The sequence below is a fragment of the Catenuloplanes niger genome (assembly GCF_031458255.1).
Lineage (GTDB): Bacteria > Actinomycetota > Actinomycetes > Mycobacteriales > Micromonosporaceae > Catenuloplanes > Catenuloplanes niger.
In genome coordinates, this window is record NZ_JAVDYC010000001.1 from 3668509 (window position 1) to 3694714 (window position 26206).

At 73.6% G+C, this 26206-nt stretch carries 22 protein-coding genes; 8 read left to right on the forward strand and 14 right to left on the reverse strand.

Features of this window, described 5'->3' with window-relative positions; all coding sequences use genetic code 11:
- Positions 1-38: 38 nt before the first annotated feature.
- Complete coding sequence (locus J2S44_RS16020; protein WP_310414128.1) at positions 39-1286, reverse strand: glutamate-5-semialdehyde dehydrogenase; 1248 nt, start codon at positions 1284-1286, stop codon at positions 39-41.
- A 13-nt stretch (positions 1287-1299) separates the two neighbouring features.
- Positions 1300-2400, reverse strand: coding sequence for a glutamate 5-kinase (proB, locus tag J2S44_RS16025; protein ID WP_310414131.1), 1101 nt, complete (start codon positions 2398-2400; stop codon positions 1300-1302).
- A gap of 61 nt (positions 2401-2461) precedes the next feature.
- Here proB and J2S44_RS16030 point away from each other — a divergent pair, with 61 nt between their 5' ends.
- On the forward strand, positions 2462-2770 hold the full coding sequence (locus J2S44_RS16030; protein WP_310414134.1) for an MGMT family protein: 309 nt from the start codon (positions 2462-2464) through the stop codon (positions 2768-2770).
- Here J2S44_RS16030 and J2S44_RS16035 read toward each other — a convergent pair.
- Positions 2718-4103 (reverse strand): MFS transporter, encoded by a 1386-nt coding sequence (locus J2S44_RS16035; RefSeq protein ID WP_310414137.1) that lies wholly within the window; start codon positions 4101-4103, stop codon positions 2718-2720. The genes J2S44_RS16030 and J2S44_RS16035 overlap by 53 nt on opposite strands.
- Positions 4104-4162: 59 nt before the next feature.
- On the opposite strand from J2S44_RS16035, the gene J2S44_RS16040 reads away from it, so the two are divergent.
- Complete coding sequence (locus tag J2S44_RS16040) at positions 4163-5584, forward strand: gamma-glutamyltransferase (RefSeq protein ID WP_310414140.1); 1422 nt, start codon at positions 4163-4165, stop codon at positions 5582-5584.
- Between the two features lie 579 nt (positions 5585-6163).
- Here the strand turns inward: J2S44_RS16040 and J2S44_RS16045 are convergent.
- The 4 genes from J2S44_RS16045 to J2S44_RS16060 all read right to left on the reverse strand — a co-directional run bounded on the left by J2S44_RS16045 (position 6164) and on the right by J2S44_RS16060 (position 11971).
- Entirely contained in the window at positions 6164-6982 is an 819-nt protein-coding gene (locus tag J2S44_RS16045; protein WP_310429699.1) for a prenyltransferase/squalene oxidase repeat-containing protein, read from the reverse strand.
- 145 nt (positions 6983-7127) lie between these two features.
- Positions 7128-8327 (reverse strand): adenylyltransferase/sulfurtransferase MoeZ, encoded by a 1200-nt coding sequence (gene moeZ / locus J2S44_RS16050; RefSeq protein ID WP_310414143.1) that lies wholly within the window; start codon positions 8325-8327, stop codon positions 7128-7130.
- 93 nt (positions 8328-8420) lie between these two features.
- Positions 8421-9590, reverse strand: a complete 1170-nt coding sequence (locus tag J2S44_RS16055) for a DUF3152 domain-containing protein (RefSeq protein WP_310414146.1) — start codon at positions 9588-9590, stop codon at positions 8421-8423.
- Between the two features lie 164 nt (positions 9591-9754).
- Positions 9755-11971 (reverse strand): hypothetical protein, encoded by a 2217-nt coding sequence (locus J2S44_RS16060; protein ID WP_310414149.1) that lies wholly within the window; start codon positions 11969-11971, stop codon positions 9755-9757.
- Between the two features lie 402 nt (positions 11972-12373).
- On the opposite strand from J2S44_RS16060, the gene J2S44_RS16065 reads away from it, so the two are divergent.
- Together J2S44_RS16065 and J2S44_RS16070 are read left to right on the forward strand one after the other, a co-directional pair.
- Positions 12374-13006: a TetR/AcrR family transcriptional regulator gene (locus J2S44_RS16065; protein WP_310414151.1), complete on the forward strand. Its 633-nt coding sequence runs from the start codon at positions 12374-12376 to the stop codon at positions 13004-13006.
- A gap of 95 nt (positions 13007-13101) precedes the next feature.
- Positions 13102-13326 (forward strand): DUF3107 domain-containing protein, encoded by a 225-nt coding sequence (locus J2S44_RS16070; protein WP_306837461.1) that lies wholly within the window; start codon positions 13102-13104, stop codon positions 13324-13326.
- A gap of 80 nt (positions 13327-13406) precedes the next feature.
- Here J2S44_RS16070 and J2S44_RS16075 read toward each other — a convergent pair whose 3' ends face one another.
- On the reverse strand, positions 13407-14033 hold the full coding sequence (locus J2S44_RS16075) for a ferritin-like fold-containing protein (RefSeq protein WP_310414154.1): 627 nt from the start codon (positions 14031-14033) through the stop codon (positions 13407-13409).
- A gap of 462 nt (positions 14034-14495) precedes the next feature.
- Between J2S44_RS16075 and J2S44_RS16080 the strand changes: the two genes are divergently transcribed.
- Complete coding sequence (locus J2S44_RS16080; protein WP_310414157.1) at positions 14496-16208, forward strand: DEAD/DEAH box helicase; 1713 nt, start codon at positions 14496-14498, stop codon at positions 16206-16208.
- A 334-nt stretch (positions 16209-16542) separates the two neighbouring features.
- Positions 16543-17226, forward strand: coding sequence for a polysaccharide deacetylase family protein (locus J2S44_RS16085; RefSeq protein ID WP_310414158.1), 684 nt, complete (start codon positions 16543-16545; stop codon positions 17224-17226).
- A 79-nt stretch (positions 17227-17305) separates the two neighbouring features.
- On the opposite strand, the gene J2S44_RS16090 is transcribed toward J2S44_RS16085, so the two are convergent.
- Both J2S44_RS16090 and J2S44_RS16095 read right to left on the reverse strand, forming a co-directional pair.
- Positions 17306-18475, reverse strand: a complete 1170-nt coding sequence (locus tag J2S44_RS16090; RefSeq protein ID WP_310414161.1) for a hypothetical protein — start codon at positions 18473-18475, stop codon at positions 17306-17308.
- A gap of 370 nt (positions 18476-18845) precedes the next feature.
- Positions 18846-19151: a DUF2470 domain-containing protein gene (locus J2S44_RS16095; RefSeq protein ID WP_310414164.1), complete on the reverse strand. Its 306-nt coding sequence runs from the start codon at positions 19149-19151 to the stop codon at positions 18846-18848.
- 251 nt (positions 19152-19402) lie between these two features.
- Between J2S44_RS16095 and J2S44_RS16100 the strand changes: the two genes are divergently transcribed.
- Complete coding sequence (locus J2S44_RS16100; RefSeq protein WP_310414167.1) at positions 19403-20545, forward strand: class I SAM-dependent methyltransferase; 1143 nt, start codon at positions 19403-19405, stop codon at positions 20543-20545.
- Here J2S44_RS16100 and J2S44_RS16105 read toward each other — a convergent pair.
- Complete coding sequence (locus J2S44_RS16105; protein ID WP_310414171.1) at positions 20532-21602, reverse strand: DUF8832 domain-containing protein; 1071 nt, start codon at positions 21600-21602, stop codon at positions 20532-20534. The genes J2S44_RS16100 and J2S44_RS16105 overlap by 14 nt on opposite strands.
- Positions 21603-21607: 5 nt before the next feature.
- Positions 21608-21826, reverse strand: coding sequence for a heavy-metal-associated domain-containing protein (locus tag J2S44_RS16110; protein WP_310414176.1), 219 nt, complete (start codon positions 21824-21826; stop codon positions 21608-21610).
- A gap of 88 nt (positions 21827-21914) precedes the next feature.
- Between J2S44_RS16110 and J2S44_RS16115 the strand changes: the two genes are divergently transcribed.
- On the forward strand, positions 21915-22877 hold the full coding sequence (locus J2S44_RS16115) for a C40 family peptidase (protein ID WP_310414179.1): 963 nt from the start codon (positions 21915-21917) through the stop codon (positions 22875-22877).
- 6 nt (positions 22878-22883) lie between these two features.
- On the opposite strand, the gene J2S44_RS16120 is transcribed toward J2S44_RS16115, so the two are convergent.
- Both J2S44_RS16120 and J2S44_RS16125 read right to left on the reverse strand, forming a co-directional pair.
- Complete coding sequence (locus J2S44_RS16120; protein WP_310414182.1) at positions 22884-24971, reverse strand: RecQ family ATP-dependent DNA helicase; 2088 nt, start codon at positions 24969-24971, stop codon at positions 22884-22886.
- Between the two features lie 74 nt (positions 24972-25045).
- The gene (locus J2S44_RS16125; RefSeq protein ID WP_310414183.1) at positions 25046-26137 is read right to left on the reverse strand and encodes a glycerophosphodiester phosphodiesterase; all 1092 of its coding nucleotides are present in this window, start codon (positions 26135-26137) and stop codon (positions 25046-25048) included.
- Positions 26138-26206: the final 69 nt, after the last annotated feature.

The window sequence follows — 26206 nt, forward strand, 5'->3', positions numbered from 1 at the left end:
CGCAGGTGCACGGTGCCCGGCACGAGTGCGGCGCGCAGTCAGGACCGCAGGTGCGCGTCCCCGGTGACGACGTACTTGGTCGACGTGAGCTCCGGCAGGCCCATCGGACCGCGCGCGTGCAGCTTCTGGGTGGAGATGCCGATCTCCGCGCCGAAGCCGAACTCGCCGCCGTCGGTGAACCGGGTGGACGCGTTGACCATGATCGCGGCCGCGTCGACCCGGGCCACGAACTCCCGCGACGCGACCACCGAGTCGGTCACGATCGCCTCGGTGTGCCCGGTGGAGTAGCGCCCGATGTGCGCGATCGCCGCGTCCAGCGACTCCACCACGGCCACCGAGATGTCCGCGGACAGGTACTCCGTGGCGTAGTCCTCGTCGGTCGCCGGCACCACCCGCGGGTCGTACGACGCGGTGTGCGCGTCGCCGTGCACGGTCACGCCCGCGTCCGCGAACGCGTCCAGCACCGCCGGCAGGAACAGGTCCGCCACGTCCGCGTGGACGAGCAGCGACTCGGCCGTGTTGCAGGTGGAGAGCCGCTGCGTCTTCGAGTTGAGCACGACGGCGAGCGCCTTCGCCAGGTCCGCGTGCCGGTCCACGTACACGTGGCAGTTGCCGACGCCGGTCTCGATCACCGGGACCGTGGACTCCTCCACCACCGTCTTGATCAGGGAGGCACCACCGCGCGGGATCAGCACGTCGACCAGGCCACGCGCCCGCATCAGCTCCTTCACCGAGTCGCGGGTGGCCGAGTCGAGCAGCTGCACCGCGTCGGCCGGCAGGCCCTGGGCCTCGACCGCGTCGCGGAGCACGGCGACGATCGCGGCGTTCGAGTGCGCGGCCGAGCCGGAGCCGCGCAGCAGCGCCGCGTTGCCGGACTTCAGGCAGATGCCGGCCGCGTCCGCGGTCACGTTCGGCCGGCCCTCGTAGATGATGCCGACCACGCCGAACGGCACCCGGATCTGGCGCAGCTCCAGCCCGTTCGGCAGCGTGGAGCCGCGGACCACCTCGCCGACCGGGTCGGGCAGGCCGGCCATGTGCCGCAGCCCGTCCGCCATGGCCGCCACCCGGTCCGGCGACAGCGACAACCGGTCGATGATCGCGTCGGACAGGCCGGCGGCGCGGCCCGCCTCGACGTCCTTGCCGTTCGCGTCGACGATCTCGGCGGTGCGCGCCACCAGCGCGTCCGCCATCGCGGCCAGCGCCGCGTCCTTGACCGTCCGGGAGGCGGTGGCCAGCGCGGCGGCGGCCGTACGCGCCCGGCCCGCCTGCTCGATCACGCTCGACATCAGGTGCACCCTTCTAGAGCAGGACGAGATCGTCGCGGTGGACGACCTCGCGTCGGTAATCGGGGTCGAGATCCTTCGTGGACCGGCCGAGCAGCACCGGCAGCTCCACCGCGTCGTAGTTGACCAGCCCGCGGGCCACCGGTACCCCGGAGCCGGCGTCGACCAGGTCGACCGGCTCGCCGGCCGTGAACGAACCGTCCACGGCCGTGATCCCGGCCGGGAGCAGCGACTTGCGGCGCACCACGATCGCCTGCACCGCGCCCGGGTCCAGGTGCAGCCGGCCGCGCGGCGTGGTCGCGTGCGCCAGCCAGAACAGCCGGGCCGCGGGCCGGCTCGGCTCCCGGTGGAAGAACGTGCCGATCGGCTCGCCGGCCAGCGCGCCGGCCGCCAGCGGTGCGGCGGTGAGCACCACCGGGATGCCGGCGCCGGTCGCGATCCGGGCGGCCTCCACCTTGGTGACCATCCCACCCGTACCCACGCCGGCCTTTCCGGTCTTTCCGATCGTGACGCCGGCCAGGTCGCCGTCGCCGCGCACCTCGTCGATCCGCCGCGACTCCGGCTTGGCCGGGTCACCGGTGTAGAGCGCGTCCACGTCCGACAGCAGCACCAGCAGATCCGCCTCGACCAGCGCGGCGACCAGCGCGGCCAGCCGGTCGTTGTCGCCGAAACGGATCTCGTCGGTGGCGACCGTGTCGTTCTCGTTCACGATCGGCACGGCACGCAGATCCAGAAGCTTCCGGAGCGTGCGGTACGCGTTGCGGTAGTGCGCGCGGCGGGTCACGTCGTCCGCGGTCAGCAGCACCTGCCCGACCGTACGGCCGAACCGGGCGAAGCTCGTCGCGTAGTGCCCGATCAGCAGGCCCTGGCCCACGCTCGCCGCGGCCTGCTGGGTGGCCAGGTCACGCGGCCGGCGCCGCAGACCGAGCGGGGCGAGCCCGGCCGCGATCGCACCGGACGAGACGAGCACCACCTCCCGCCCGTCGTCGATGAGCTTCGCCAGCGCGTCGACCAGCGACGACACCCGCTCCCCGTCGATCCCGCCGGCGGCCGTGGTCAGCGAGGACGACCCCACCTTGACCACGATCCGCTTCGCCTCGGTCACCGCTTCGCGCACCCGCCCATTCTGCGCGCCCTCGCCCGCTCGCCCTTTCGCAGATCCCATATCGTGGTGCGGCATGACACCGGAGGAGTACGTCGAGGCCGTGCTCACGCTGGTGGAGAGCATCCCGCCGGGCCGGGTCACGTCGTACGGCGCGATCGCGGACGCGCTCCACGACCGGTCCGGCCGCGCCTCCGCCCGCCTGGTCGGCACGATCATGGCGCGGCACGGCGGCGCGGTGCCCTGGTACCGGGTGGTGAACAGCGCCGGCCGCCTCCCGCCCGGCCACGAACAGCGCGCGCGTGCGCTGCTGGCCGCGGAGGGACTGGTCTTCACGGGCGAGCGGGTGCCGATGCGGGAGTTCGGGTGGAACCCGCCCGGATGAGCGGCAGCGGCAGCGCCACCAGCAGCGCCGGCAGCACGGTGAAGCCGAGCAGCACGCCCAGCCTCGCGGTGCCGCTCTGCGCCGCGGCCTGCCCGGTGTCCGAGGAGACGTAGCCGAACAGCGCCAGGACCAGCGCGAACACGCCCGGTCCGAGCGCCAGGCCGAACGTCTCGCCGGCCGTCCACAGTCCGGTGAAAACGCCCGCCTGCCGCTTGCCGGTGCGCGCCTCGTCGTCCGCGATCCGGTCCGGCAGCAGCGCCATCGCGAAGACCTGCTCGCCCGCGTACCCGGCGCCCATCACGGCCACGATCAGGTAGACCGCGACCGGCGGCAGCACCGGCGCCGCCACCAGGGCCAGCGCCCCGGCCGCGAACAGCAGCGACGCGATCGTGAACGCGCGCGCCTTCCCCGCCCGCGCGCCCACCCGCCGCCACAGCGGCATGACCAGCAGCGCCGGGCCGACGAACGCGGCGAACAGCAGCGTCGGGCCGTCGTCCGGGCGGCGCAGCACCTGGGCCGCGAAGTAGTTGACACCGGCCAGCACGGTGGCGATGCCGACGGCCTGCACCACGAAGACGATCAGCAGCCGGGTGAACGCGCGGTTGGCGATCGCGGTCCGCACCTGCGCCCGGAGGCTGGCCTCGCTCTCCCGCACCCGGCCGGCCGGCGCACCCGCGGTGCCGAGGAACGCACCGACCGCACCTGCCGCGATCAGCACGCCGACGAACCCGCCCATCCAGCGGTGACCGGGGATCCCGCCGCCGCCCGCGGTCACCACCAGCGGGGCCAGCGCGCCGGAGACCAGGATGGCCAGCGCCAGCACCGCCACCCGCCAGGTCAGCAGGCGGGTCCGTTCGGCGCGGTCCGCGGTCAGCTCGGCCGGCATCGCGACGTAGGGCACCTGGAAGAACGCGTACGCGGTGGCGGTCGCCAGGAACGCGACGGCCACGTAGGCGGTGCTGCCGGCGCCGCCTCCGGCGTTCTCGGCGTTCTCGGTGCCGCCGGCGCTTCCGGTGTCGAACGGTGCGGCGAAGATGGCGGCGAAGAGCAGGGCCACACCCAACCCGGCCACCAGCAGGTACGGCCGGCGGGCGCCCCACCGCGTGCGGGTGCGGTCGGACAGCCGGCCGGCCAGCGGGTTGATCAGCACATCCCAGGCCTTGGGCAGCAGCACGAGCAGACCGGCCAGTCCCGCGGCCACGCCCAGCGTGTCGGTCAGATACGGCAGGAGCAGCAGCCCGGGTACGGTGCCGAACGCGCCGGTGGTCAGCGATCCCAGCGCGTAGCCCACGTGCACCCGGCGGGGCAGAAAATCATCCGATCGCGGGCTCATGCGCGCGGATGTTAGCCACCGACACCCGATCACGCATAGACCCGTTTACGCTGCCGTCGGTGACGACTACGCAAACCGCCCGAAAGTCCGTACCGCCCGCGGTCGCCGGCGGGCACCCGGCTACCGCCGAGGCCGGCCTGCGCGCGCTCGCCGCCGGTGGCACCGCGGCCGACGCAGCGGTCGCGGCCGTGCTGGCCAGCGCCGCCGCCGAGAGCATCTTCACCGGCCTGGGCGGCGGCGGGTTCGCGATCTGGTACGACGCCGCCACCCACGCCGTGACCTGCCTCGACTTCTTCTGCGCCGTGCCCGGGCTGGACGGCGACGTCACGCCCGGCGAGATGATGCCGACCGAGGTCGCGTTCGGCGCGGTCCCGGTCACCTACTCCATCGGCGGTGCCAGCGTCGCCGTGCCCGGCGTCCCGGCCGGTGCCGGGGAGGTGCACCGCCGCTGGGGCACGCTGCCCTGGTCACGCGTGGTCGAGCCGGCGACGCTGATCGCCCGGACCGGCGTGCTGCTGCCCCCGGAACACGCGCACACGCTGGTCGGATGCGGCCCCGCGCTGGCCTACGGCGACGGCGCGGCCGTCTACCGTCCCGAGGGCCGCTACCTGGCCGCCGGTGAACGCCTGTTCCACCCCGGACTGGAGGCGGCGATGACCGAGCTCGCCGACGAGGGCCCGGCCGTCTTCTACACCGGGCGCTTCGCCAAACTGATGGTCGACGCGGTCCGCGCCACCGGCGGCGCGCTCGGCCCCGCGGACCTCGCCGCCTACCGCGTACGGGAACTGCCGGTACGCGAGGCGCCGTTGGCCGGGCGGCGCGTGCTGGCCCGGCACGACCTGAACGCGCTGATCGCCACGATCGGCACGCTCCCGGCCGGGCTGGCCGGCCTGCCCCGCCCCGACCGGTCCGTGGCCGTCGCCCGCGCGCTCGCCGACCGCGGCCCGCAGCGCCTCGGCGACACCACGAACGTCGCCGCGGTCGACGCGCACGGCAACGCGTGCGTCATCACCACCACGCTCGGCCTGGGCGCCGGCGTGTGGCTCCCCGGCCTCGGCATCCACCTCAACTCCATGCTCGGGGAGGCCGAGCTGATCACCGCCGACCTGGCGCCCGGCGACCGGATGTCCTCGATGATGTGCCCGCTGGTGGTGCTGGACGACGACGGCGACCTGGTGCTGGCCGGCGGCTCCGCCGGCGCCTCCCGGATCCGGAGCGCACTGATCCACACGCTGATCGCCACGCTGATCGACGGCCTCGACATGCCGGCCGCGATCGCCCGCCCGCGCTTCCACGTGGTCGGCGACGACGTGCACGCCGAGGCCGGCGTCCCCGACGACGAACTGGCCGCGATGGAGGCCGCCGGCTTCCCGGTCCACCGCTGGGATCGCCTCAGCCACTACTTCGGCGGCACGTCCGCCGTCGGCCGCTCCGGCGCCGCCGCCGACCCTCGTCGCGGCGGCACCGCCGCACTTCTCTGACCAGCCACTTTGCTCTGCTTACCAGCCGGGGAACCGCTTGTCGCCCTCCAGGCCGGCACGCGCTCTCCGGCACGTCCCCGCCTGGCTTGACCGGACAAAACGGCCACCGGCTCCCTGCGCGTCGCGCGCGGCTTTGCTCTGCTTACCTGAACAAATCGGTCCTCCGCGTCGCCCGGCCTTCACGAATCTCGCGCGGCTGGGCGGCGTGCCCGAGATCGCGGCGGGGACGCACCGGCCCGTGGCGTTTCGCGAGCCGGCATCCGCGGCCGGTGCGGCTGAATGGCGAAATTTCGGGTGCGGAGCACCCGGCCACCGTCACGCCGGAAACGGGGACAGCCACGACCGCCGCGAAGCCGGCGCAACCAACGACGGCACCGGCCCCGGCGCGGCAGCCGAACGACAGCTGACCGGGGGCCTGCCGTGACCAACGGCGGCGCCGGCTCCGGCGCGGTGGCCGGAGCGGAGCGCCAGCGGAGTCGGAGGTCGCCGCGGGTTTGCCCGCGGGAGCATGCGGGCCGGGCCACGCCGGGAGCGGGAAGATGGGGGTCCGGGTCGTTCGTGGGACGGTGTGGCGCCGGTTCAGGAGCGGGTGGCGCGGATGGCGAGCAGTGTGGTGTGGACGTCGAAGGCGTCGCCGTCGTCGCTGGGCCAGCCGCCGTCGGTGCGCTGGGTCTCGCCGAGGCGCTGGCGGGCGGCCTGGGGCAGGTGGTCGTTGCCGGGGACGCCGGCGCGGCTGAGCGTGGCGGCGAGGAACGCGGTGTCGCCGGGGCTGAGCTTGGGCAGGCGGTCGGCGAGGATCAGCTGCATGCGGGCGGACTCGTAGAACATGTCCTGGCGGTGGAGGACGGCGGCGCCGAGCGCGCCGGTGATCAGGTAGGACGGCCAGCTGCCGTCGGGGCGCAGTGAGCCGGCGATCGCCTGGGCCGCGGAGCGTGCGACGCCGGCGTAGGCGCCGCCGAGGCGTGGATCGAAGTGGCCGCTCTCGGCGGAGGCCTGACCGCCGCCGATGATCAGCCAGTACGCGGCCAGCGCGGTGAGGTGCAGCCGCGCCTCGGGGTCGCCGGGGCGGGCCCAGGGTGGCGCGGTGTGCGCGTAGGAGGCGTCCTCCTCCCAGGTGCCGTCCGGGCGCTGACGGCCGGCCAGCCAGTCGAGCGCCTTGCGGCCGGCGGGACGGCCGAGCGCGCCGAGGTCGTCGAGCTCGGCGAGCCGGAAGCAGGTGGCGTCGATGGACGCGATCTCGCCGCCCCACTGGGCCGGCCAGCCACCGTCGGGGGCCTGCCCCATCTCGGTGCGAGCGATCGCGTCATCGGGTGCGGGGGTGCCGTTGCGCAGGTAGGAGAGCCGGGCTCGATCTACCTGATCGCCTCGGGCAACCACGAAGCCTATCGCGGCATCCATGTCGACCACCGCGCCAGGCTACCCCCGGAAATCGGGTTCCGCTCTCGCCGAGTCAGGCTAGATCAACTATCCGTGAGGGGGATCTCGTCTTAAGGGCAAGCAAAATGCCCGCCTCCGGGAGGAAGCGGGCAATTTGCGTGAAGGCCTAGTACTCCGGCAGCGACGGGTCGATGTTCTTGACCCAGGAGACCACGCCGCCCTGCACGTGGACCGCGTCGGCGAAGCCGGCCGCCTTGACCGCGGCCAGCGCCTCGGCCGAACGCACACCGGACTTGCAGTGCAGCACGATCTGCTTGTCCTGCGGCAGCTTGGACAGCGCCTCGCCGTTCAGGATGTCGCCCTTGGGGATGAGCGTGGAGCCGGGGATGCGGACGATCTCGTACTCCGCGGGCTCACGCACGTCGACCAGGAAGAAGTCCTTGCCGGCGTCCTGCCACTCCTTGAGCTCCTTGACCGTGATGGTCGAGCCCAGCGTCGCCTCCTGCGCCTCCTCGGAGACCGCGCCGCAGAAGTCGTCGTAGTCGATGAGACCGGTGATCGGCTCCGCGTTCGGGTCCTTGCGGATCTTGATGGTGCGGTACGACATGTCCAGCGCGTCGTAGACCATCAGGCGGCCGACCAGCGGCTCACCGATGCCGGTGATCAGCTTGATCGCCTCGGTGACCTGGATCGAGCCGATCGACGCGCAGAGCACGCCGAGCACGCCGCCCTCGGCGCACGACGGGACCATGCCGGGCGGCGGGGGCTCCGGGTAGAGGTCGCGGTAGTTCGGTCCGTACTCGTTCCAGAACACGCTGACCTGGCCGTCGAAACGGTAGATCGAACCCCACACGTACGGCTTGCCGAGCAGCACGCACGCGTCGTTCACCAGGTAGCGGGTGGCGAAGTTGTCGGTGCCGTCGACGATCAGGTCGTACTGCCCGAAGATCTCGAACACGTTGTCGTTGTCGAGCGACGTGTTGTGGACCTGGACGTTCACGTACGGGTTGATCTCGCGCACGGACGCGGCCGCGGACTCGGCCTTCGGCTTACCGATGTCGGACTGGCCGTGGATGATCTGACGCTGCAGATTGGACTCGTCCACCGTGTCGAAGTCCACGATGCCCAGCGTGCCGACGCCGGCGGCGGCAAGGTACATCAGCGCCGGGGAGCCCAGGCCACCGGCGCCCACACAGAGCACCTTGGCGTTCTTGAGCCGCTTCTGCCCCTCGACCCCGACGTCCGGGATGATCAGGTGGCGGGAATAGCGACGGATCTCGTCGACGGTCAGCTCGGCGGCGGGCTCGACGAGCGGGGGTAGGGCCACGATATGACTCCCCGGATCGATTGGGTATACGGACGCCATTGTTGCTCGGCCGTGACGAAGCACGCCATGAGAAGCGACACGCGCCCGCACTGCGGGACAGGGGAATAGTTCACGTCGGTACGGGAGCGCGGTTCACCGCACCGCCTTGCCCTGGTAACGGCGCCCGGCCAGGTACGGCCACGCGTTCGCGAGGCAGCCGCGCAGGCCGTACGTCTGCTGCTGCATGACCGGCGCCGGCGAACCCGGCCCGGGACAGGCCTCGTGCCCGTGCCCGAACTGGTGACCGGTCTCGTGGTTGATCGCGTACGCCCGATAATCGGCGAGCGGCGCGCCGTAGTCCGGGATCGCGGTGTGCCAGCGCGCGGCGTTGATGACCACCTTGCCGACCAGCCGGCAGGACGTGTAGCCGGACGTGGTCAGGCCGTCCGCCGCGCACATCTTCTCGCTGGTCCGCGGCGTCGCGAGGTAGACGACGAACTCCGCGTTCTGTCCCTGCGCCACCCGCTGCAGGCGGAACTGCCCGGACGCGATCCAGCTGCGCCGGTCCCCGAGGATCCGGTCCACCTCGGCCGCGAACGCGTCCACCGGCACACCGGTGCCGCCCTCCGCCACCACGCGGAAGCGCCGCAGCATCCCGGCCCGGCCCAGCACCGGACCGGGGCCGGCGGCGTGGGTGAACGTCCCGGTGCCCTGCTGCGCGAACGTGGCGGCCTTCTCCGGCATCACCGTCTCACCGCCGGGTGGCGGCGCGGCGGCGGACCGCGAGGCGACCGGCGTCTTCGGGACCACCGGCGTCTTCGGGACCACCGGTGTCCGGACGGACGGCGTCGGGGCGGGCGACGCGGGGTGGGGCGCGTCGGCCGAACGGGTCGGCGGCTCCGCCGGCGTGACCGGCCCGGCGGGGTCGCCGGGCGCGCTGACCGGGCGGTAGTCCGGGCCCCGGGCGAGATCCACCCCGACCAGCGCGGCCGCGGCCAGCAACAGCGCGATCACGCCGGTACGCCGCCGCTTGCGCCGCAACCGGCGGATCGGTTCGGCCGGCGCCGGCGACCGGGCCGGGCCGGGGATGCGGACCGAGCCGGCGTCGCGGCGCAGCCGGCCGGACCGGCCCTCCGCGCGCGTGACGGCCAGCGACCGGGACATCGGCGCGGTGGGCAGACCGAAGTTCTCCCGCCGCTGGCGCCGGCGCTCGTCCGGGTCGAGACGGACACGCCTGATCGCCGCCGCGGCGGCCGCGCGTTCCTCGGAGGTACGGCCACCAGCGGCACCCAGGGGATAGGTTCGGTTACCCGGAGTAGCCATCGCCCTTCAAGGTTGCCACCAAAAGCGGCCGGAAACGGCGTAACCCGCCCGAGAAGGTGTTTTCGCCTCGCCGTGGCCCGGCCATCCCTCGTGCGGCGGACCGTGGGCGCGGGCCGCACGGTGCGCGGTCTGCCCGCACGCCGGAGCGGCATGCGGGCAGCCGGTCAGGAGGGCAGCAGGCCTTCCAGTCGCCGGTTGACGGCCGCGAGCGTGGCGCGCACCACGGCCTGCCGCCGGTCACCGCCGACCACGGCCGAGCCGCTGAGCTGCTCGACCCAGCCGTCACAGGCCAGCAGCAGCACGACCAGCGCGACCTCGGTGGTGCCGAACGGCACCACGGCGGCGTGCTCGACGTAACAGCGGCCGGGCTCCTCGCCGTTGTCGTCGGAACGCAGCAGCTCGTCCACGGCGGAGGCGGCCGCGACCGCGCAGAGGCGCAGCACGTAGCCGTCGACGGCCGGTCCGGTGGCGACGCCGGTGGCGACCTGCTCGCCGACCGCCAGCTCCACCTCCACGGTCACGTCCAGGCCGAACGTGCGGGTCTGTACGTGCTCGATCAGCACGCGCGGGCCGGGACGGCCACCCGGGTCCAGCGCCGGCGGGCCGACCACGGCCGCGGTCGGCTGGCCGGGCAGGTAGCCGGCCGCGAGCTGCTCGCCGGTCTCGTCGGTGGCGGCGGCCGGCTCGACCGGCAGGCTCTCGGTCGGCGGTGACACGCGGCGGCGCCGGGCCGGCTCGTCCGCCGGGGCCGGCTGCGCGGGGAGCGCGGGGACCGGCTGGCTGGGGACCGGCCGGACGCCCGGCTGGATCGGCACGTGCGCGGACGCGGCGGACGACGACTCGGATTTCGGCGTGGTGGCCGGGCGCGGCAGGTAACTGACGCCGCTGCGGCTCTGCGGCCGGGACGGCGCGTCGGCCGGCGGCTCGGCGGCGGTCGGGCGGATCGGCGTGACCGACGCCGGGACCGACGCCTCCCCGCCGATCGGCAGGCCCTCCTGGGAGGAGGCGGCCAGGCCCATGCGCTCCTGCAGCAGCCGGGCCACCATCCGGGAGACCTCGGCCGGGTCGGCGCCGTCGGTCAGGTCGAGGCGCAGCTTGTGCGCGCCGCTCTCGGTGATGTGCACGGTCGCGTGCCGCACGCCGGCGACCTCGCGCACCGCGGCCTGGATCGCGTCCACGTCGAACCCGTCCGGGCGGTCGCGCTCCGGCGCCGGGTCCTCCCGGCGCAGGCTGTCGCGGATCCGGGCCAGGTCGGGCGTGTCGGCGGCGGGCGGGCCGGCGATCGGGGCCGCGGGTATCAGCGGCACGTCGTCGGACGGCACGCGCTTGGGCAGCGCCTCCGCCGCCCGGCCGAAGTCGTCGAACTCGTCGCGGCCCGGCGGCAGCAGGCCGGGGGGCGGCGGCGGATACGCCGGGAAGCCCCCGGAGTATCCGGACTGGCGGAACGTCGGCTCGTCCGCCGGGTCCGGTATCGCGCGCCGGCGGCCCTCCTCGGGCTGGTCGGCACGCCGGCTGTCCAGGTCCAGCGGACGGAACTCACGGCGGCCGGCCGCGCGCGGCGCGGCCTCCCGCGGCTCCGTGCTCTCCTCGCCCGCGCGCGCGGAACGGCGCGGCGGCAGATCGCCGTCCGTCTCCGGCGACCGGCTCTCGCTCGACCGGCGCGGCTCGTAGGCGAGCCGGTCCGGGTGCGGCGACTCCACCGGCGCGGCCGGCGGCTCCTCCGGCGCGGCGGGCACGTCGGCCGGCGCTTCGGTGCGATCCCGGCCGAACGCGCGGCCGAACTCCGGCGAGCGGCGGCGCAGACCCTCCAGCAGCCGGCCACCGGCCTCGCTGAGCCGATCGCGCGCCTGGCGGGTGGGCAGGCCCTCCGGCGAGTCGATCAGGCGCGGACCGTTCACCTCGGTGTCCGTCAGGTCGGCCCGGGACTGCTCCCGGCCGTCCCGGGAGAGGCCGCCGTCGATCGCGCGCAGGCCGCCGGTCGGGTTGTCGCCACGACGGCCGAGGCGCGGCTCGTCGGCGCGCGGCGCACCCACCGGGCGCAGCGGCTCGACCGGCCGCGGCCCGGTGACCGGGCGAGGGCCGGAGTACCGGCTCGGCGGGTCCGGCTCGCCTCGGCCCCACGCGGGCTCACCCGACGAGTGCCACGAGTCACGCGGTGTGATCTCGGACTCGGTCGGCTCGCCCGGGTATGTCGGGCGCGGGAGGAGACCTGCGTCCTCCAGGTCACCTTCGTACGGGTACGGGGGCGCGCTGGCCGGCACCTGAGCGGCTGGCAGCGGGGGTTGCGGCTCTACCGGGTGCTCCTCGTGATCATGGCCGTTGACCGGCCGACGCTGGGTCCGGCCGGTGGCGGCCGGCGGGGACGGCGACAGTTGTGCCATCAGGTCTGCATATCGGGCCTGCGGGTCGATCCATGAGGACGCGTCGCGATCGTTCGTCCGGCGCCATGCCGGGGGCATCGGCTCCGGCTCGTGCGAGGGACCCGCGTTCGACCATGCGGAATCGACCGGCGCCCAGCCGTTCGGCCGGGCGCGGTCGTCACGCGGAGCCGCACCGTTATGGTTTTCACCCGGCGTGGCGTCGTCCGCTTCCCTCGATTCGTCCACCGTGCGCTCCTCCGTCGCCCCCGCTGAGGCTACCGTGTGCTGACAGCAGCGATAAGTTGCTACGTCGGGCTAATTCGGCGACCGGGCGGGGGACGGTGGTGGAAACCACGTGTCGCCGGATACTTGAGCCCATGGCGCGAGCGGTGCACAGTCCGCCCGCAGCAAGGAGGTAGATCCATGACCGCAGCGTCGGGGGGCGCTCAAACGGCGGGACGGCCGACGCGTCTGCCGCGCTCCGCGCGCCGCAAGCAGTTGCTCGCCGCCGCGCAACAGGTCTTCGTCGCGCAGGGTTACCACGCGGCCGCGATGGACGACATCGCGGAGCGTGCCGGCGTCTCCAAGCCGGTTCTCTACCAGCACTTCCCGGGCAAGCTCGAGCTCTACCTGGCGCTGCTGGACACGCACTGCGAGGCGATCGTCGCGAAGGTCCAGGCCGCGATGCAGGCGACGCCGGACAACAAGGAGCGCGTCCGCGGTGCCGTGACCGCGTACTTCGACTTCGTCGACCACGAGAGCGAGGCGTTCCGCCTGGTCTTCGCGTCGGACCTGCGCAACGAGCCGGCCGTACGGGAGCGCGTGGAGCGGGTCGAGAAGGGCTGCATCGCGGCGCTGACCGACACCATCATCTCGGACACCGGGGTCAACCGGGCGCACGCCGAGCTGCTCGCCTCCGGCCTGGTCGGCGCCGCGGAGACCGCCGCGCAGTTCTGGCTGGCCAACGGTCGCCAGATCCCCAAGCAGGAGGCGGAGTCACTGCTGACCGCCCTGCTCTGGCGCGGGATCGCGAGCTTCCCACTGCAAGGTGACTAATTCAGCTCTGCGCGAGCACGGCGGTTGAGCTGCCGATCGGCGCCCCTGATCGGCTAGCCTTCGAACGGAACATCTTCGTCCCATGAGGAGGACCCGTGGAGGTCAAGATCGGCGTCCAGTACGCGCCGCGCGAGCTCGTGCTGGAGAGCGGACAGACGCCGGACGAGGTCGAAAAGGTCGTGACCGAGGCGATCAACGGCGACGGCGTCCTCACCCTCACCGACGAGAAGGGCCGTAAGGTCATTGTCCCGGTGACGAAGGTCGCCTACGTGGAGATCGCGGAGGCGAGCCAGCGCTCGGTCGGCTTCACCGCCCGCTGAGCCACGACGATGTGATCGAGCCGCCGGGGCCGCGAGACCCCGGCGGCTCAATTTTTCGGCGCCTCGGTTTCCCGAGGGCCTCAGTTGTTCAGGTCGAGCGCGTTCATCCGTGCCGAGTGCGCCGTGGTGAGCCGCTGGAAGAGCTTCTGCACGCCGTCGTCGCGCCCGGCGCCGGCGACGATCAGCTCGGTCAGCGACGCCCGCTCGGCCGCGACCCGCTGGGCGTGCGACAGCGTCTCGCCGACCAGCCGCCGCGCCCACATCGAGAGCCGGTTCGCAACCTTGGGATCCGCCTCGATCGCGGCCCGCAGCTCCGCCTCCGCGAACGCGGCGTACCGGCCGTCGTGCAGCACCTGCCGCACCAGGTCGCCGTCCGCCGGGTCGAGCAGCGCGGCCACCTCGGCCAGGAAGTCGTCCGCGATGCCGTCGCCGACGTAGACCTTGGTCAGCGCCTCCAGCCAGTCCTTCGGCTCGGTGGCGTCGTGGTACTCCTCGACCGGGCGCACGTAGGGCACCATCGCCGCCTGCGGGTCCACGCCGTGCTCCGCAAGCCGGGCCGCGACCCGCTGATAGCCGTCCACCTCCACCGCGGCCATCTCGCCGAGCATGGCGCGCCGGCGCAGGTCGGGGGCGAGCGCGGCGTCCCGCGCCATCCGCTCGAACGCGAGCAGCTCGCCGAACGCGACCAGGCCGAGCAGCTCCACCACGGGGGCACGAAGATCTTGCGATCGTGAATCGTCACCGGACACGAGCGCAGGCTACCGCTCAACGCTGAACGCGGCAGTGCACCGCGGTGACCAGCGACACCGGCATCGGTTGTGACCCACGCCACTGACGAGCACCCCGACCGAATCGAGATATTCCAGCTGAGGTGCCGTTCATGCTGGTCGGGTATGCTGGCAGCAGATCAGGCGCAGGTATCGATTTCATCGCTCCGCACGTGAGGCTGCACGACACGTGTGGCTCGCCGGGCTCTCGCCGCCGCTTTCGTGGCGCGAGGCTCGCGTCGCAGCCGTGTCGCACCAGACACGTCGGCCGGTGAACCCAAGCCCTGCGACGGCGTGCGGGCCCGCGGACGTCCTCGGACGACCGCGCGCGGCCCGCGCCTCGACCCACACGCGCCCTCGAACGAAGCGGGGCGCACCACGAGAGGGCACCCCCAAAACTTTATGAACGACATCGAAGAGCAGGAGAACGCTCCCACCCGAGCCGCTGCCGTCAGCGACAAGCCCACCTTCGCCGAGCTCGGCGTGCGGGACGAGACCGTCGCCGCACTGGCCGCCGCCGGCATCGAGCGCGCGTTCGCCATCCAGGAGTACGCGCTGCCCATCGCGCTGCGCGGCTCCGACATGATCGGCCAGGCGCCGACCGGCACCGGCAAGACCTTCGCGTTCGGCCTGCCGCTCATCGACCGGGTGTTCGCGCCCGCCGAGGGCGGCGACGGCCTGCCGCAGGCGCTCGTCGTGGTCCCGACCCGCGAGCTGGGCCTCCAGGTCGCGAAGGACCTGGCGCTGGCCGGCAAGGGCCGCGGCGTGCGGGTGCTGCCGATCTACGGCGGCGTCGCCTACGAGCAGCAGACGGACCCGCTGAAGGCCGGCGTCGAGATCCTGGTCGGCACGCCCGGCCGCCTGATGGACCTGGCGAAGCAGAAGAAGCTGCGCCTCGACCGGATCCGCGCGCTGGTGCTGGACGAGGCCGACCGCATGCTCGACCTCGGCTTCCTGGACGACGTGGAGAAGATCCTCGCCATGCTGCCGGAGGACCGGCAGACCATGCTGTTCTCCGCGACCATGCCGGACCCGATCGTGACGCTCGCCCGCCGCTTCCTGCGGCACCCGGTGACCGTGCACGCGGGCCACACCGTGGAGACCGGCCCGTCGCCGCAGACGCTGCAGGTGGCGTACCGCACGCACCCGATGAACAAGATCGAGATGGTGGCCCGCATCCTGCAGGCGCGCGGCCGCGGTCTCACGATGATCTTCACGCGGACCAAGCGCGCGGCCGACCGGCTCTCCGAGGACCTCGACTTCCGCGGCTTCGCGGTCGCGGCGGTCCACGGCGACCTGGGCCAGGGCGCGCGCGAGCGGGCGCTGCGGGCGTTCCGGGCCGGCAAGATCGACGTGCTGGTCGCCACCGACGTCGCGGCCCGTGGCCTGGACGTCTCCGGCGTCACCCACGTGATCAACTACGACTGCCCGGAGGACCCGGACACGTACACGCACCGCATCGGCCGCACCGGCCGGGCCGGCGCCACCGGCGTCGCGGTCACGTTCGTGGACTGGGAGGACATGCCGCGCTGGCACCTGATCGACAAGTCGATCGGGCTGGACATGCGGGAACCCCCGGAGACCTACCACACCTCCCCCTACCTCTACACGGACCTGGACATCCCGACCGACGTCGCGGCGGCGCTGCCGTCCGCCGACCGGACCCGGGCCGGCCTCTCCGCCGAGGTGGAGGAGGACCTGGGCAGCACCCGCCCACGCCGCTCCGGGCGTCGCGGCAGTGACCGGGCGGCCGCTCCGGCCCAGCGCACGCCGCGCACCCGGAAGCGCACCCGGCGCGTCGAGCCGGGCGACGGCGCCGGCACCGAGGCGCCGGCCGCGACCATGACCGAGACCGCGGAGGACGAGGCATCGGCGAAGCCGCGCCGTCGCCGCCGTCGGGCCGGCGAGGCCGTGTCCGGCGAGGGCGCCACGGTGGCCGCCGAGGTCACGACGGCCGAGGTGCCGGAGGCTCGGGACAGCGACGGCGAGCACGCCGACGCGTCCGGCGACGGCCCCAAGCGCCGTCGTCGCCGCCGGGGTGGCCGGGGCGGTCGCGGTGCCGGTGTCGAGGGCGCCGAGAGCGCCGAGGGCACCGACGGCGGTAGCGAGGACTGAGGTCCCGAAAGCAACGATCAAGGGCGGGTCTCCGGCGACGGAGGCCCGCCCTTTCGCTGCGGCGCCGAGGCCGGTCCGGCCGTGTGCTGTTCCCACTCCCGGCATGGCCGCGTTCCGGGTGCGCCCGCACCGGTCGGCGCCCGCGCTCCTCCCGGACGGCTACGTGGCGCGCGGCGCGCCGTACCCCCACATCTTCGGTTTTGATCTCAGGCCGGGAACCGGCCCGCCGATCCTGTGACCTGCGAGCCACGGATGGCCTCGCACCCGCGAGAGACGGACCTCTCGCGTGCGCCATGGACGGTGAAGGGCGGGTGTACCGATGGATCGGCAGGCGATGGGGCTCACCCTCACCGCCAACGGCTTCGTGCCCGCGGTGCGGCCGGGCGTGCTCGCTGCGGCGGCCACGCGTCCGGTGGTGCGCGGGCACGTCGCGCTCACCTTCGACGACGGGCCGAGCGCGGGGACCGGGGTGGTTCTCAACATCCTGGCCGAGGCGCAGGCGAGGGCCACGTTCTTCTTCGTGGGCGGCGGTGTGGAGGCGGACTGGCGGTACGCGAGCCGGGCCGCGCTGGCCGGACACGCGATCGGCAACCACAGCTACAGCCACCCCGACCTGGCCGCGATCCCACTCAAGGACGCGGCGGTCGAGCTCGGGCGCACCCAAGCCGCGATCACCCGCTACACCGGGGCGGTCCCGGTCATCGGCCGGCCGCCGTTCGGCAGCGCGAACGAGGACGTGGTCATGCTGTTCCGCGAGTACGGCGTGGAGCCGGTGCTGTGGGCGTTCAACCCGGACGACGGCGCCGGTCAGGCCGCGGCCGCGATCGGCGCGGCGATCCTCGGCACGGTCCGGGACGGCGACATCGTGCTGCTGCACTGCGCGCAGCGGGAGACGCAGCGGATGTTGCCGGAGCTGATCACCGGCCTGCGCGCCCGCGGTCTGGAGCCCGGCCGGATCGAGATCACCGGCGACTACCAGGAGCGGAACCACTCCTACGCCCGCGCCGTCTCCTGGTGACCGCGCCCGCCCGGGTATGAAAGAGCCGCCCCTCCGCGCGCTGCATTCGCGGAAGGGCGGCTCCGGTCCTACGGGGTGATCAGGCCACCGTGCAGGGGGCGAGGTTCGCGACGTCCAGCTGCGGCTTGTCGGTGTGCCGGCCGATCGCGGTCGCGATCCGGTTGATCGCGGCGACGCGCTTGTCCTCCAGCGGGCCGTTGATCGCGTTCTGCACGAAGTTCGGGCCGCCCTGGCCGGCCGAGTTCGCCAGCCGGGTCTCCGCCTCCTGGATCTGCTTCTCCAGCTGCGCGAGGTTGCTCTCCACCTCGGCCAGCGCCTGGTTCGGGACGGCCGGCAGCTGGTCCGCGACGGTCGGGCAGGCGAACGCGCCGTCCGAGCCGCCGTCGTTGCCCTCGTTGATCACCAGCTGGGTGAAGCCGGCGCCGGCGTCGCCGCCGTTGTTGTTGCCGTTGCCGCCCTCGACCGGGTCGACGACCGGGACCTCGTCCTCGTTCAGCTCGCACGGCGCCAGCGTCGCGACGTCCAGGTTCGGGCGCTCGGCGTTACGGCCGATCGCGGTCGCGATGCGGTTGATCGTGGCGACGCGCTTGTCCTCCAGCGGGCCGAGGATCGCGTTCTGCACGAAGTTGGCGCCACCCTGGCCGACCGTGTCCACCAGGCGCTGGTTGGCCTCGGCGATCTGCGTGTCGAGCAACTCCAGGTTGCGATCCACCTCGGCCTGAGCCTGTGCCGGGATCGCGGGCAGCTCACCGGCCACGTCCGGGCAGGAGATCGCGCCGGTCCCGGCGTTGCCACCGCCCTCGTTGCCGCCGCCGGCGTTCCCCTCCTCGCCACCGGCCTGCTCGCCGCCGCCGGCCTCGGCGCCGCCACCGCCGCCCGCGCTGAGCGAGCACTCCGCGAGGCCGCCCAGGTTGGTCGGCTTCTCCGCGGTCCGTCCGATGGAGATCGCGATCCGGTCGATGGTGGCGGTCCGCTTGCTCGCCAGCGGGCCGAGGATCGCGTTCTGCACGAAGTTCGGGCCGCCCTCACCTGCGGACGTGGCCAGGCGGTTGTTCGCCTCCTGGATCTGCGTCTCCAGCAGCGCGAGGTTGCGGTCCACCTCGGCCTGCGCGCTGGCCGGGATGGCGGGGAGCTTGTCCTCCACCGTGGGGCAGGTGATGGTCTGCCCCGCCGCGCCGGACGATCCGGTGCCGGCCATCGCCACACCGAGACCGCCGCCGAGCAGCGTGAGCGCACCCACGGCGATCATGCCGGGGACCTTGTAACGACGCCAGTCGCGCCAGCCAGTCTTCTCGTCATCCCAGCTCGGTGCCATCCGCCTGAACCCAACCCTTCGCAGATTCTGTGGCCGATAGCCTGCGTCGCTCGTCGCGGGCGTACCGGTGAGCCTTGTTCGCTCTGGCTCCGCCGGTCCGTCCGAGCGAGACGGGCCGGCGGGGCCCCGGAAGTTGTCGAGGCTTACCGCCTCGCCCGGTCCTACGGGGTTGGGCGGCGCTGGGGTTCAACGTTTTTCAGGTAATCGCCGAGGAGTTTCGGTCTACCTTTAGGGAAGTTTTAAGGGAGTCTGGGGCATCGATTAGATTCGCCGTTTCGACAGTCATTTCGACGGCCGGAACGGGTCAGGGACGCGGTGTGACGCCCAGCACAGCGCAGGCCTCGTGGTACATCCGGGCCGCCTCGCCGCGGACCTGACGCCGCTCGGTGAGCCGCCCGGCGAACGGGATGCGCACCGGGACCTCCGCGCCGTCCACGATCGCGACGAAGTCCATGCCGTCCGCGTCCATCCCGGACATGCGCGCCTCGGTGGTGGTCTCCGGCTGCCCGCCGAGGCCGCGGACGATGAGCACGTTGTCGGCCGCGTGGTCGTCGTTCATGTGCCGCATGATCTGCGCCACCACGTCCGGGGTGAAGACGGTGTCTGCCATGGCAGGCAGCGTAAGCGATGATCACGGCCGGGCACGGCGGCGCAGAGCACACCTGGGCCCTGCATCGACGTGGGGGTCGGAGCGAGGCGCGGTCCAGGTGTCAGAGGCGCGGTCCAGGTGTCATTCGGGTGCGCCGCGTGGAAGGCCGCATACCGGTGTTGTACGTGGGCTCGTGCGACGTGCGGCCGGGCGGCGTCTGGGCCTCGCCGCAGCCCGGCCATCCACGTCGATACAGGGCCTAGACTGGTGGGATGCCCGAATCGCTTCCCGACGCCCTCGCCGAGGTGCGCGACCTGCTGCTCCGCCCCGATCTGACCCGGGCGGTGGCCGCCGGGCGCCGCAAGGGGCAGACGCCGTCGGTGGTCCGGGCCGAGCTGCGCCCGGTCTCGCTGAAGGGCGGCGCCAAGCTCCAGATCGTGACGAACGACGGCGCCCGGCCGTTCACCCGCAACGTCGCGTTCGGCGACGAGGCCTCCGCGGCCGTGGACGAGCTGCTGGCCGAGCCGTTCGGCAACTGGCACGTGGAGTCGCCGGCCGGGACCGTGCAGCTGCGGGTGACCAAGAAGGGCGAGGCGCAGGTGCACCGCGCCGGCTCCGGCGCCCAGGGTGCGGCGCCGGTCGCGCACGACCGGGTCAAGGAGCACCTGCTGGACCCGGGCGACCCGCTGTTCGCCGAGATCGGCGGCGGCGCGGCGAAGCGGCGGCAGGTCGACGCGTTCCTTCGCGCGCTCGCCGCCACGCTCCCGGACGAGTTGCCTACGCGACTGCGCGTGGTGGACCTGGGCTGCGGCAACGCCTACCTGACGTTCGCGGCCTACCGATACCTGTCCGCGCGCGGCGTGGCGCTCGACGTGGTCGGCGTGGACGTGCGCGAGGACCAGCGGGTCCGCAACACCGAGCTCGCCGAGCGGCTCGGCTGCGCCGGCGAGGTCCGCTTCGTGGCCGGCACCATCCTGGACGCGGACGTCAAGGCCGCGGACGTGGTGCTGGCGCTGCACGCGTGCGACACCGCCACCGACGAGGCGCTGGCCCGCGCCGTCGAGTGGGAGGCGCGCTGGGTGCTGGCCGCGCCCTGCTGCCACCACGACCTGGCCGCGCAGCTGCGCAAGGCACCGGCGCCGACCCCGTTCGAAGGGCTCGGCCGGCACGGCATCCTGCGCGAACGGTTCGCGGACGTGCTCACCGACACGGTCCGGGCGTCGCTGCTGCGGCTGCACGGTTACCGCGTCGAGGTGGTGGAGTTCATCGACTCCGCGCACACGCCGCGCAACCTGCTGATCCGCGCACGCCGCACCGGCGCGGCGCCCACCGACGCCGCGCGGGCGGAGTACGCGGCGCTGACCGATGGGTTCCACATCGAACCCGCGCTGGAACGGCTGCTCAGCCGATCGTGATCGTGAACGCGGCGGTGTGCACCACGCCGTCCACCTGGAAGTCGAAGAACGCCCGGTAGCGGCCCTTGCTCGGCGCCGCCAGCCAGAACTTCACCGCACCGTCCACGGTGAGCTGCTCCTCCGGGTGCACGTGGACGTAGCCGAGGTCGCCCTCGCGCAGCACCACCAGGTGCCCGTACGCCCCGAGGTACCGCTCCGGCCGGACCGTGGCCCCGTCGCGCCGGAGCGTGAAGATCATCGGCTGGACCGAGCCGAGCGCGGGCGTGCCGGCCATCTCCGCCTCGAACCCACCGGCGGTGACCTTCGGTGCGGGCGCGGGCAGCGGGCTCGCCGCGTAGTCACCGCCGACCGACAGGTCGACGCCGAGCGTGGTGGCGACCTGGGCGCCGGTCGCGGTGGTGGCGGTGAAGTCGGCGAACGCACGCCACGCACCCGCGGTGGGCAGCGCCAGCTCGGTGCTCCAGGTGCCGTCCGGCGCCAGCTCCGGGTGCAGGTGCTGGTAGCCGGACAGGTCGCGGCGCACCACGATCAGGTGCAGTCGCTTGTCGTGCACCACCGCGAAGTCGGTGACCGGCGTGCCGTCCGCCGCCTGGATGACGAACCGGAACGGCGCCCGCTCGGCCGGCGCGGGAAACCCGGTCTCGGCCGGGACCAGCCGGAAGTCGGCCGACCCGACCATCAGGCCGCCGACGTCGCCGGCGGCCGGGTTGCCGCCGACCGTGACACCGGTGGCGGTGCCGCTGGTGCCGCCGCTCGTGCCGCCGTGTGTGTGCGGTGCCACGCCGGGCGCGTCCGTGTGCACCGCGTTCGCCCCGGTCGCGGCCGGGAGCGGCGCGGGCTCGGCGACGCCGCCCGAGGTGATCCGGCCCAGCCCGAAGCCGGCGAGCACCGCCAGCACCAGGCCGCCGACCACACCGAGCAGGCGCATGGAGGCGCGCTCGTCCGGCGTGGCCGGCCGGCCCTCGACCGCCCCGGCATCCGCGGTGCCCACCGGTGCGGTGCCCGCCCGGTCGGTGCCCGCCGGCTCCAGGTCGGCGTCCGGCATCGTGTCAGGCATCGGAGTCAGGCATCGGCCGAGGCGAGCTCGTAGCCGGCCTCGTCGACGGCCGTGCGGACCTCGTCGATCGGCAGCGGCCCGTCGCTGGTGACGGTCACGGTGCCGGTCGGCAGGTCGACGCTCACCTCGTGCACGCCGGGCAGCTGCCCGAGCTCACCGCTGACCGCCTGCACGCAGTGCGCGCAGGTCATCCCGCTGACGGCGTAGGTGTTGGTGACGGACATGGTTCACGCTCCCCTTCGACTCGACGCCACCGACTATACCCCCCGGTGGTATGCGCGCCTCCGGCCACGCGAGCCTCGTTGATCCGGTGTGCTCTCTTCCATCGTCGCGCGAGCGCTCCTCGTCGCCGCCCTGATCGGGATCGCGCCGGCACCCGCACAGGCCGACCCGGACGCGCCGCCCTCGGTCCAGGAGCTGCGGCAACGCCTCGCCGCCGCGGCACACGAACTGGAGGTGGTCGTCGAGGAGCACAACGCGCTCCGCGAGGACCTGGCCGGCACGGAACGGCGACGGCGCGAGATCGGCGCCGAGAAGGCCCCGGTCGAGTTCGCCATGGTGCAGCGGCAGGAGCGGATCGGTGAGCTGGCCGCCGCCGCGTACCGCTCGTCCGGCAACGCCCGCGCGCTGATGATCGCGGCCGGTGGTGGCGCCGACATGGTCGAGCGCCTGCTCACGCTGGACGTCCTGGCCCGCGACCAGCACCGGAAGCTGGACGAGCTGGCCGCGGCCCAGGCCCGCTACGCCGAGATGGAACGCGAGGCCGACGCGCTGGCGCAGAAGCAGCGCGACCAGCAGGTGGAGTTGGCGCTGCGCAAGAAGGAGATCGAGCGGGAGATCGAGCGCCTGCACCGCATGCGCCTGGCCTCCGGCGACCGGATCCGCCCGCTGGACCTCGCTCCCCCGCCGCCGCCGTCCGGGCTGGCCGGTGACGCGATCCGCTTCGCCTACGAGCAGCTCGGCAAGCCGTATCGCTGGGGCGCCGACGGCCCCGGCTCCTACGACTGCTCCGGGCTCACCATGGCCGCCTGGCATCGCGCGGGCACCCGCCTGCCGCACAACGCGGCCCGGCAGTGGCGGACCGTCCAGCGGATCAGCCGTGACGATCTGCGACCGGGCGACCTGGTCTTCTACTACGGCCGGATCAGCCACGTCGCCCTCTACGTCGGGGACGGCAAGATGATCCACGCGCCGAGCTTCGGGGAGAACGTCCGGATCGACGCGGTGGGATATCAGCCGGTGCACGGGTACGGGCGGGTCGTGGACGGGAGCTGACGTCGCTCAGCCCGCCACGGCCAGAGCGAGCGGCAGCACCGCGGACGCACCGGAACGGCGCAGCAGCCGGGCCGCGAGCGTCATCGTCCACCCGGAGTCGACCAGGTCGTCGACGAGGAGCACCGGACCGGACACCGACCCGTCCAGCACGAACGCGTCGTGCAGCAACCGGACCCGCTGCGCGCTGTTCGTCCGGGGCGGCTCGGCGCCGTCGTCGTCGCGGCGGGTGATCGTGCCGAGCACCGGCAGGCGGCCGACCGTGGCGATCCGGTCCGCGAGGCTGCGGGTGAGCACCGGCCGGCGGCGGGACAGGACCGGGACGATGCCGATCGGGCGCTCCGCCCACTGCTCGGGACCGTGCGACCAGTCCTTGAGCACCTCGACCACGGCGCCGAGCAGGTCGTCGGGAAGCGGCGTGTCGGGGGAGCCGTCGGCGAGCAGCGCGCGGAGCCGGTCGCCCCAGCCGAGGTCGGAGAGGCGGCCGACCGCGCGACCGGGCGCGGCCTGCTCGGCTGCGGGGATGCGGCCCTTGAGCGCGACGCCGACCGACTCCATGCCGGTGGGCCACATCGCCTTCGGCGGGAGGTCGAGGCCCGGGCGGCCGAGGAAGGCCTTGGCGGCCGCGAGTGCCTGGGCGGAGACGTCGGCCGGCAGGACCGGGCCGGCGCACAGGTCGCAGCGGCCGCAGGCGGTGGCCTCGGCGTCGTCGAGGCGCTCGCGGAGGAAGAGCATGCGGCAGCCGGTGGTCATCGCGCCGTACTCCCGCATCGCGCGCTGCTCGGACTCCCGGGCGTCGGCGACGCGGCGCAGACGGGGTGCGTCGTAGGTCCACGGCTGGCCGGTGCTGATCCAGCCGCCCTTGACCCGGCGGACCGCACCGTCGACGTCCAGCACCTTCAGCATCAGTTCGAGCCGGCTGCGGCGCAGGTCGACGCGGGGCTCCAGCGCGGGGACCGAGATCGGGCGGTCGGAGAGCGCGGCCAGCACGGTGTGCACCTGCTCCTCCGGCGGGAACGCCATGGAGGCGAAGTAGCGCCAGATGGCCGCGTCCTCCGGGCCGGGGAGCAGCAGCACCTCGGCGTGGTCGACGCCGCGGCCGGCCCGGCCGACCTGCTGGTAGTACGCGATGGGGGACGGTGGCGCGCCGAGGTGCACGACGAAGCCGAGGTCGGGCTTGTCGAAGCCCATGCCCAGCGCGGACGTGGCGATCAGTGCCTTGATCTTGTTGTCCAGCAGGTCCTGCTCGGCGGCGCGGCGCTCCGCGTCCTCCGTCTGGCCGGAGTAGGACGCGACCGCGAACCCACGGGAGCGCAGGAACTCGGTGGCCTCGGTCGCGGCGGCCACGGTCAGCGTGTAGACGATGCCGGAGCCGGGCAGCGCGTCCAGGTGGTCGGCGAGCCAGGCCAGCCGGTGCGCGGCGGACGGCAGCCGGTGCACGGCCAGCCGCAGCGACTCGCGGTCGAGCGAGCCGCGCAGCACCAGCGCGCCGGCGCCGAGCTGCTCGGCCACGTCGGCCGTGACGCGCGCGTTGGCGGTGGCCGTGGTGGCCAGCACCGGCGTCCGGGTGGGCAGCCCGGCCAGGAACGTGCGCAGCCGCCGGTAGTCCGGCCGGAAGTCGTGCCCCCAGTCGGAGACGCAGTGCGCCTCGTCGACCACGAGCAGGCCGGTGGTGGCGGCGAGCTCGGGCAGCACGTTGTCGCGGAAGTCGGGGTTGTTGAGCCGCTCCGGGCTGATCAGCAGCACGTCGACCGCGCCGGACGCGACCTCGGTGGTGATCTGGGCCCACTCCTCCAGGTTGGCGGAGTTGATCGTGCGGGCGTGGATGCCGGCCCGGGCCGCGGCGTCCACCTGGTTGCGCATCAGCGCGAGCAGCGGCGAGACGATCACGGTGGGACCGGCACCGGCCTCGCGGAGCAGCGCGGTGGCCACGAAGTAGACCGCGGACTTGCCCCAGCCGGTGCGCTGGACGCAGAGCACCCGTTGATGCCCCACGACCAGCGCCTCGATCGCTCGCCACTGGTCGTCGCGGAGGCGGGCGTGCTCGCCCGCCAGCCGCCGCAGCACAGCTTCCGCCCGCTCCCGCACCTCAGTCACCCGACCTGTCTACCACCGGGGACCGACCGAGACCGCGCAGGCTGTGGATAACTCTTCCGCCTGTGTACCGGCGCTCAGCGACCCGAACGCGCCGCTACCGCGGTGTCCGGGTGGTCGGCGAAGACGCCGTCCACCCCGAGCGAGAAGAACAGCTCGTACTCCGCGGTGATGTCGCCGCGCGCGTTCGGGTCCGCGCCGATCCGGAAGTCGGCCGGCAGGAACTGGTTCTCCGCCCGGAACGTCCAGGCGTGCACGACCATCCCGAGCCGGTGCGCGTCCCGTACCACGGACGTCGGCGCCAGCAGCTTCCCGGCCGCGTCCCGCGGCACGAGCAGGTTCTTGTTCGCGCCGACACCGGAGGCGTACCGGCTGACCCATCCGAGGCCCTCGGCGGTCGCCAGATCCGCGTAGGTCCGGGCGTCGCCCGCCACGGTGAAGTCGTACGGGCGGCCCGCCGCGTCCATCAGCTGGGCCAGCCGCACGTCCGTCATGCGCCGGAGCCGGCGCAGGTTCGCCGTCTCGAAGGACTGGATGATCACCGGGTCCGCCGCGGAGCGCCACCCCGACGCGCGCAGCACCCGGACCAGCGGCTCCTCCAGCGGCAGGCCGATCGACTGGAAGTACGTCGGGTGCTTCGTCTCCGGGTACACCCCGATCGTCCGCCCACGCCGCCGCGACTCCGCCTTCGCCAGGTCGACGACCTCCTGGAACGTCGGGATCGGGAACCGGCCGTCGAACGCCGTGTTCGTCACCCGGACCAGGGGCAGCCGCTCCTTGGCGCGCAGCGTCCGCAGCTCCGCCAGCGTGAAGTCCTCGGTGAACCAGCCGCTCACGGCCGTACCGTCGATGGTCTTGGTGGTCCGGCGGGCGGCGAACTCGGGGTGGGCGGCCACGTCGGTCGTCCCGGAGATCTCGTTCTCGTGCCGCGCGACCAGCACACCGTCGCGCGTCGACACCAGGTCCGGTTCGATGAAGTCGGCGCCCATCCGGATCGCCAGCCGGTAGGCCTCCAGCGTGTGTTCCGGGCGATAGCCGCTCGCCCCGCGGTGCGCGATCACCAGCGGCTTCCCGCGGGTGGAGGGGGCGGCGGAGGCGGGCGCGGAGGGGGCAGCGGCCAGCCCGATTCCGGCCAGCCCGAGGGAAGTGGTCACGGCACGACGTCTCATCACCGCATCCAATCGACAGGAAACGAAATATTCACGACCCTGAGGTGAACCGCGCGAGAGTGTCAAGTG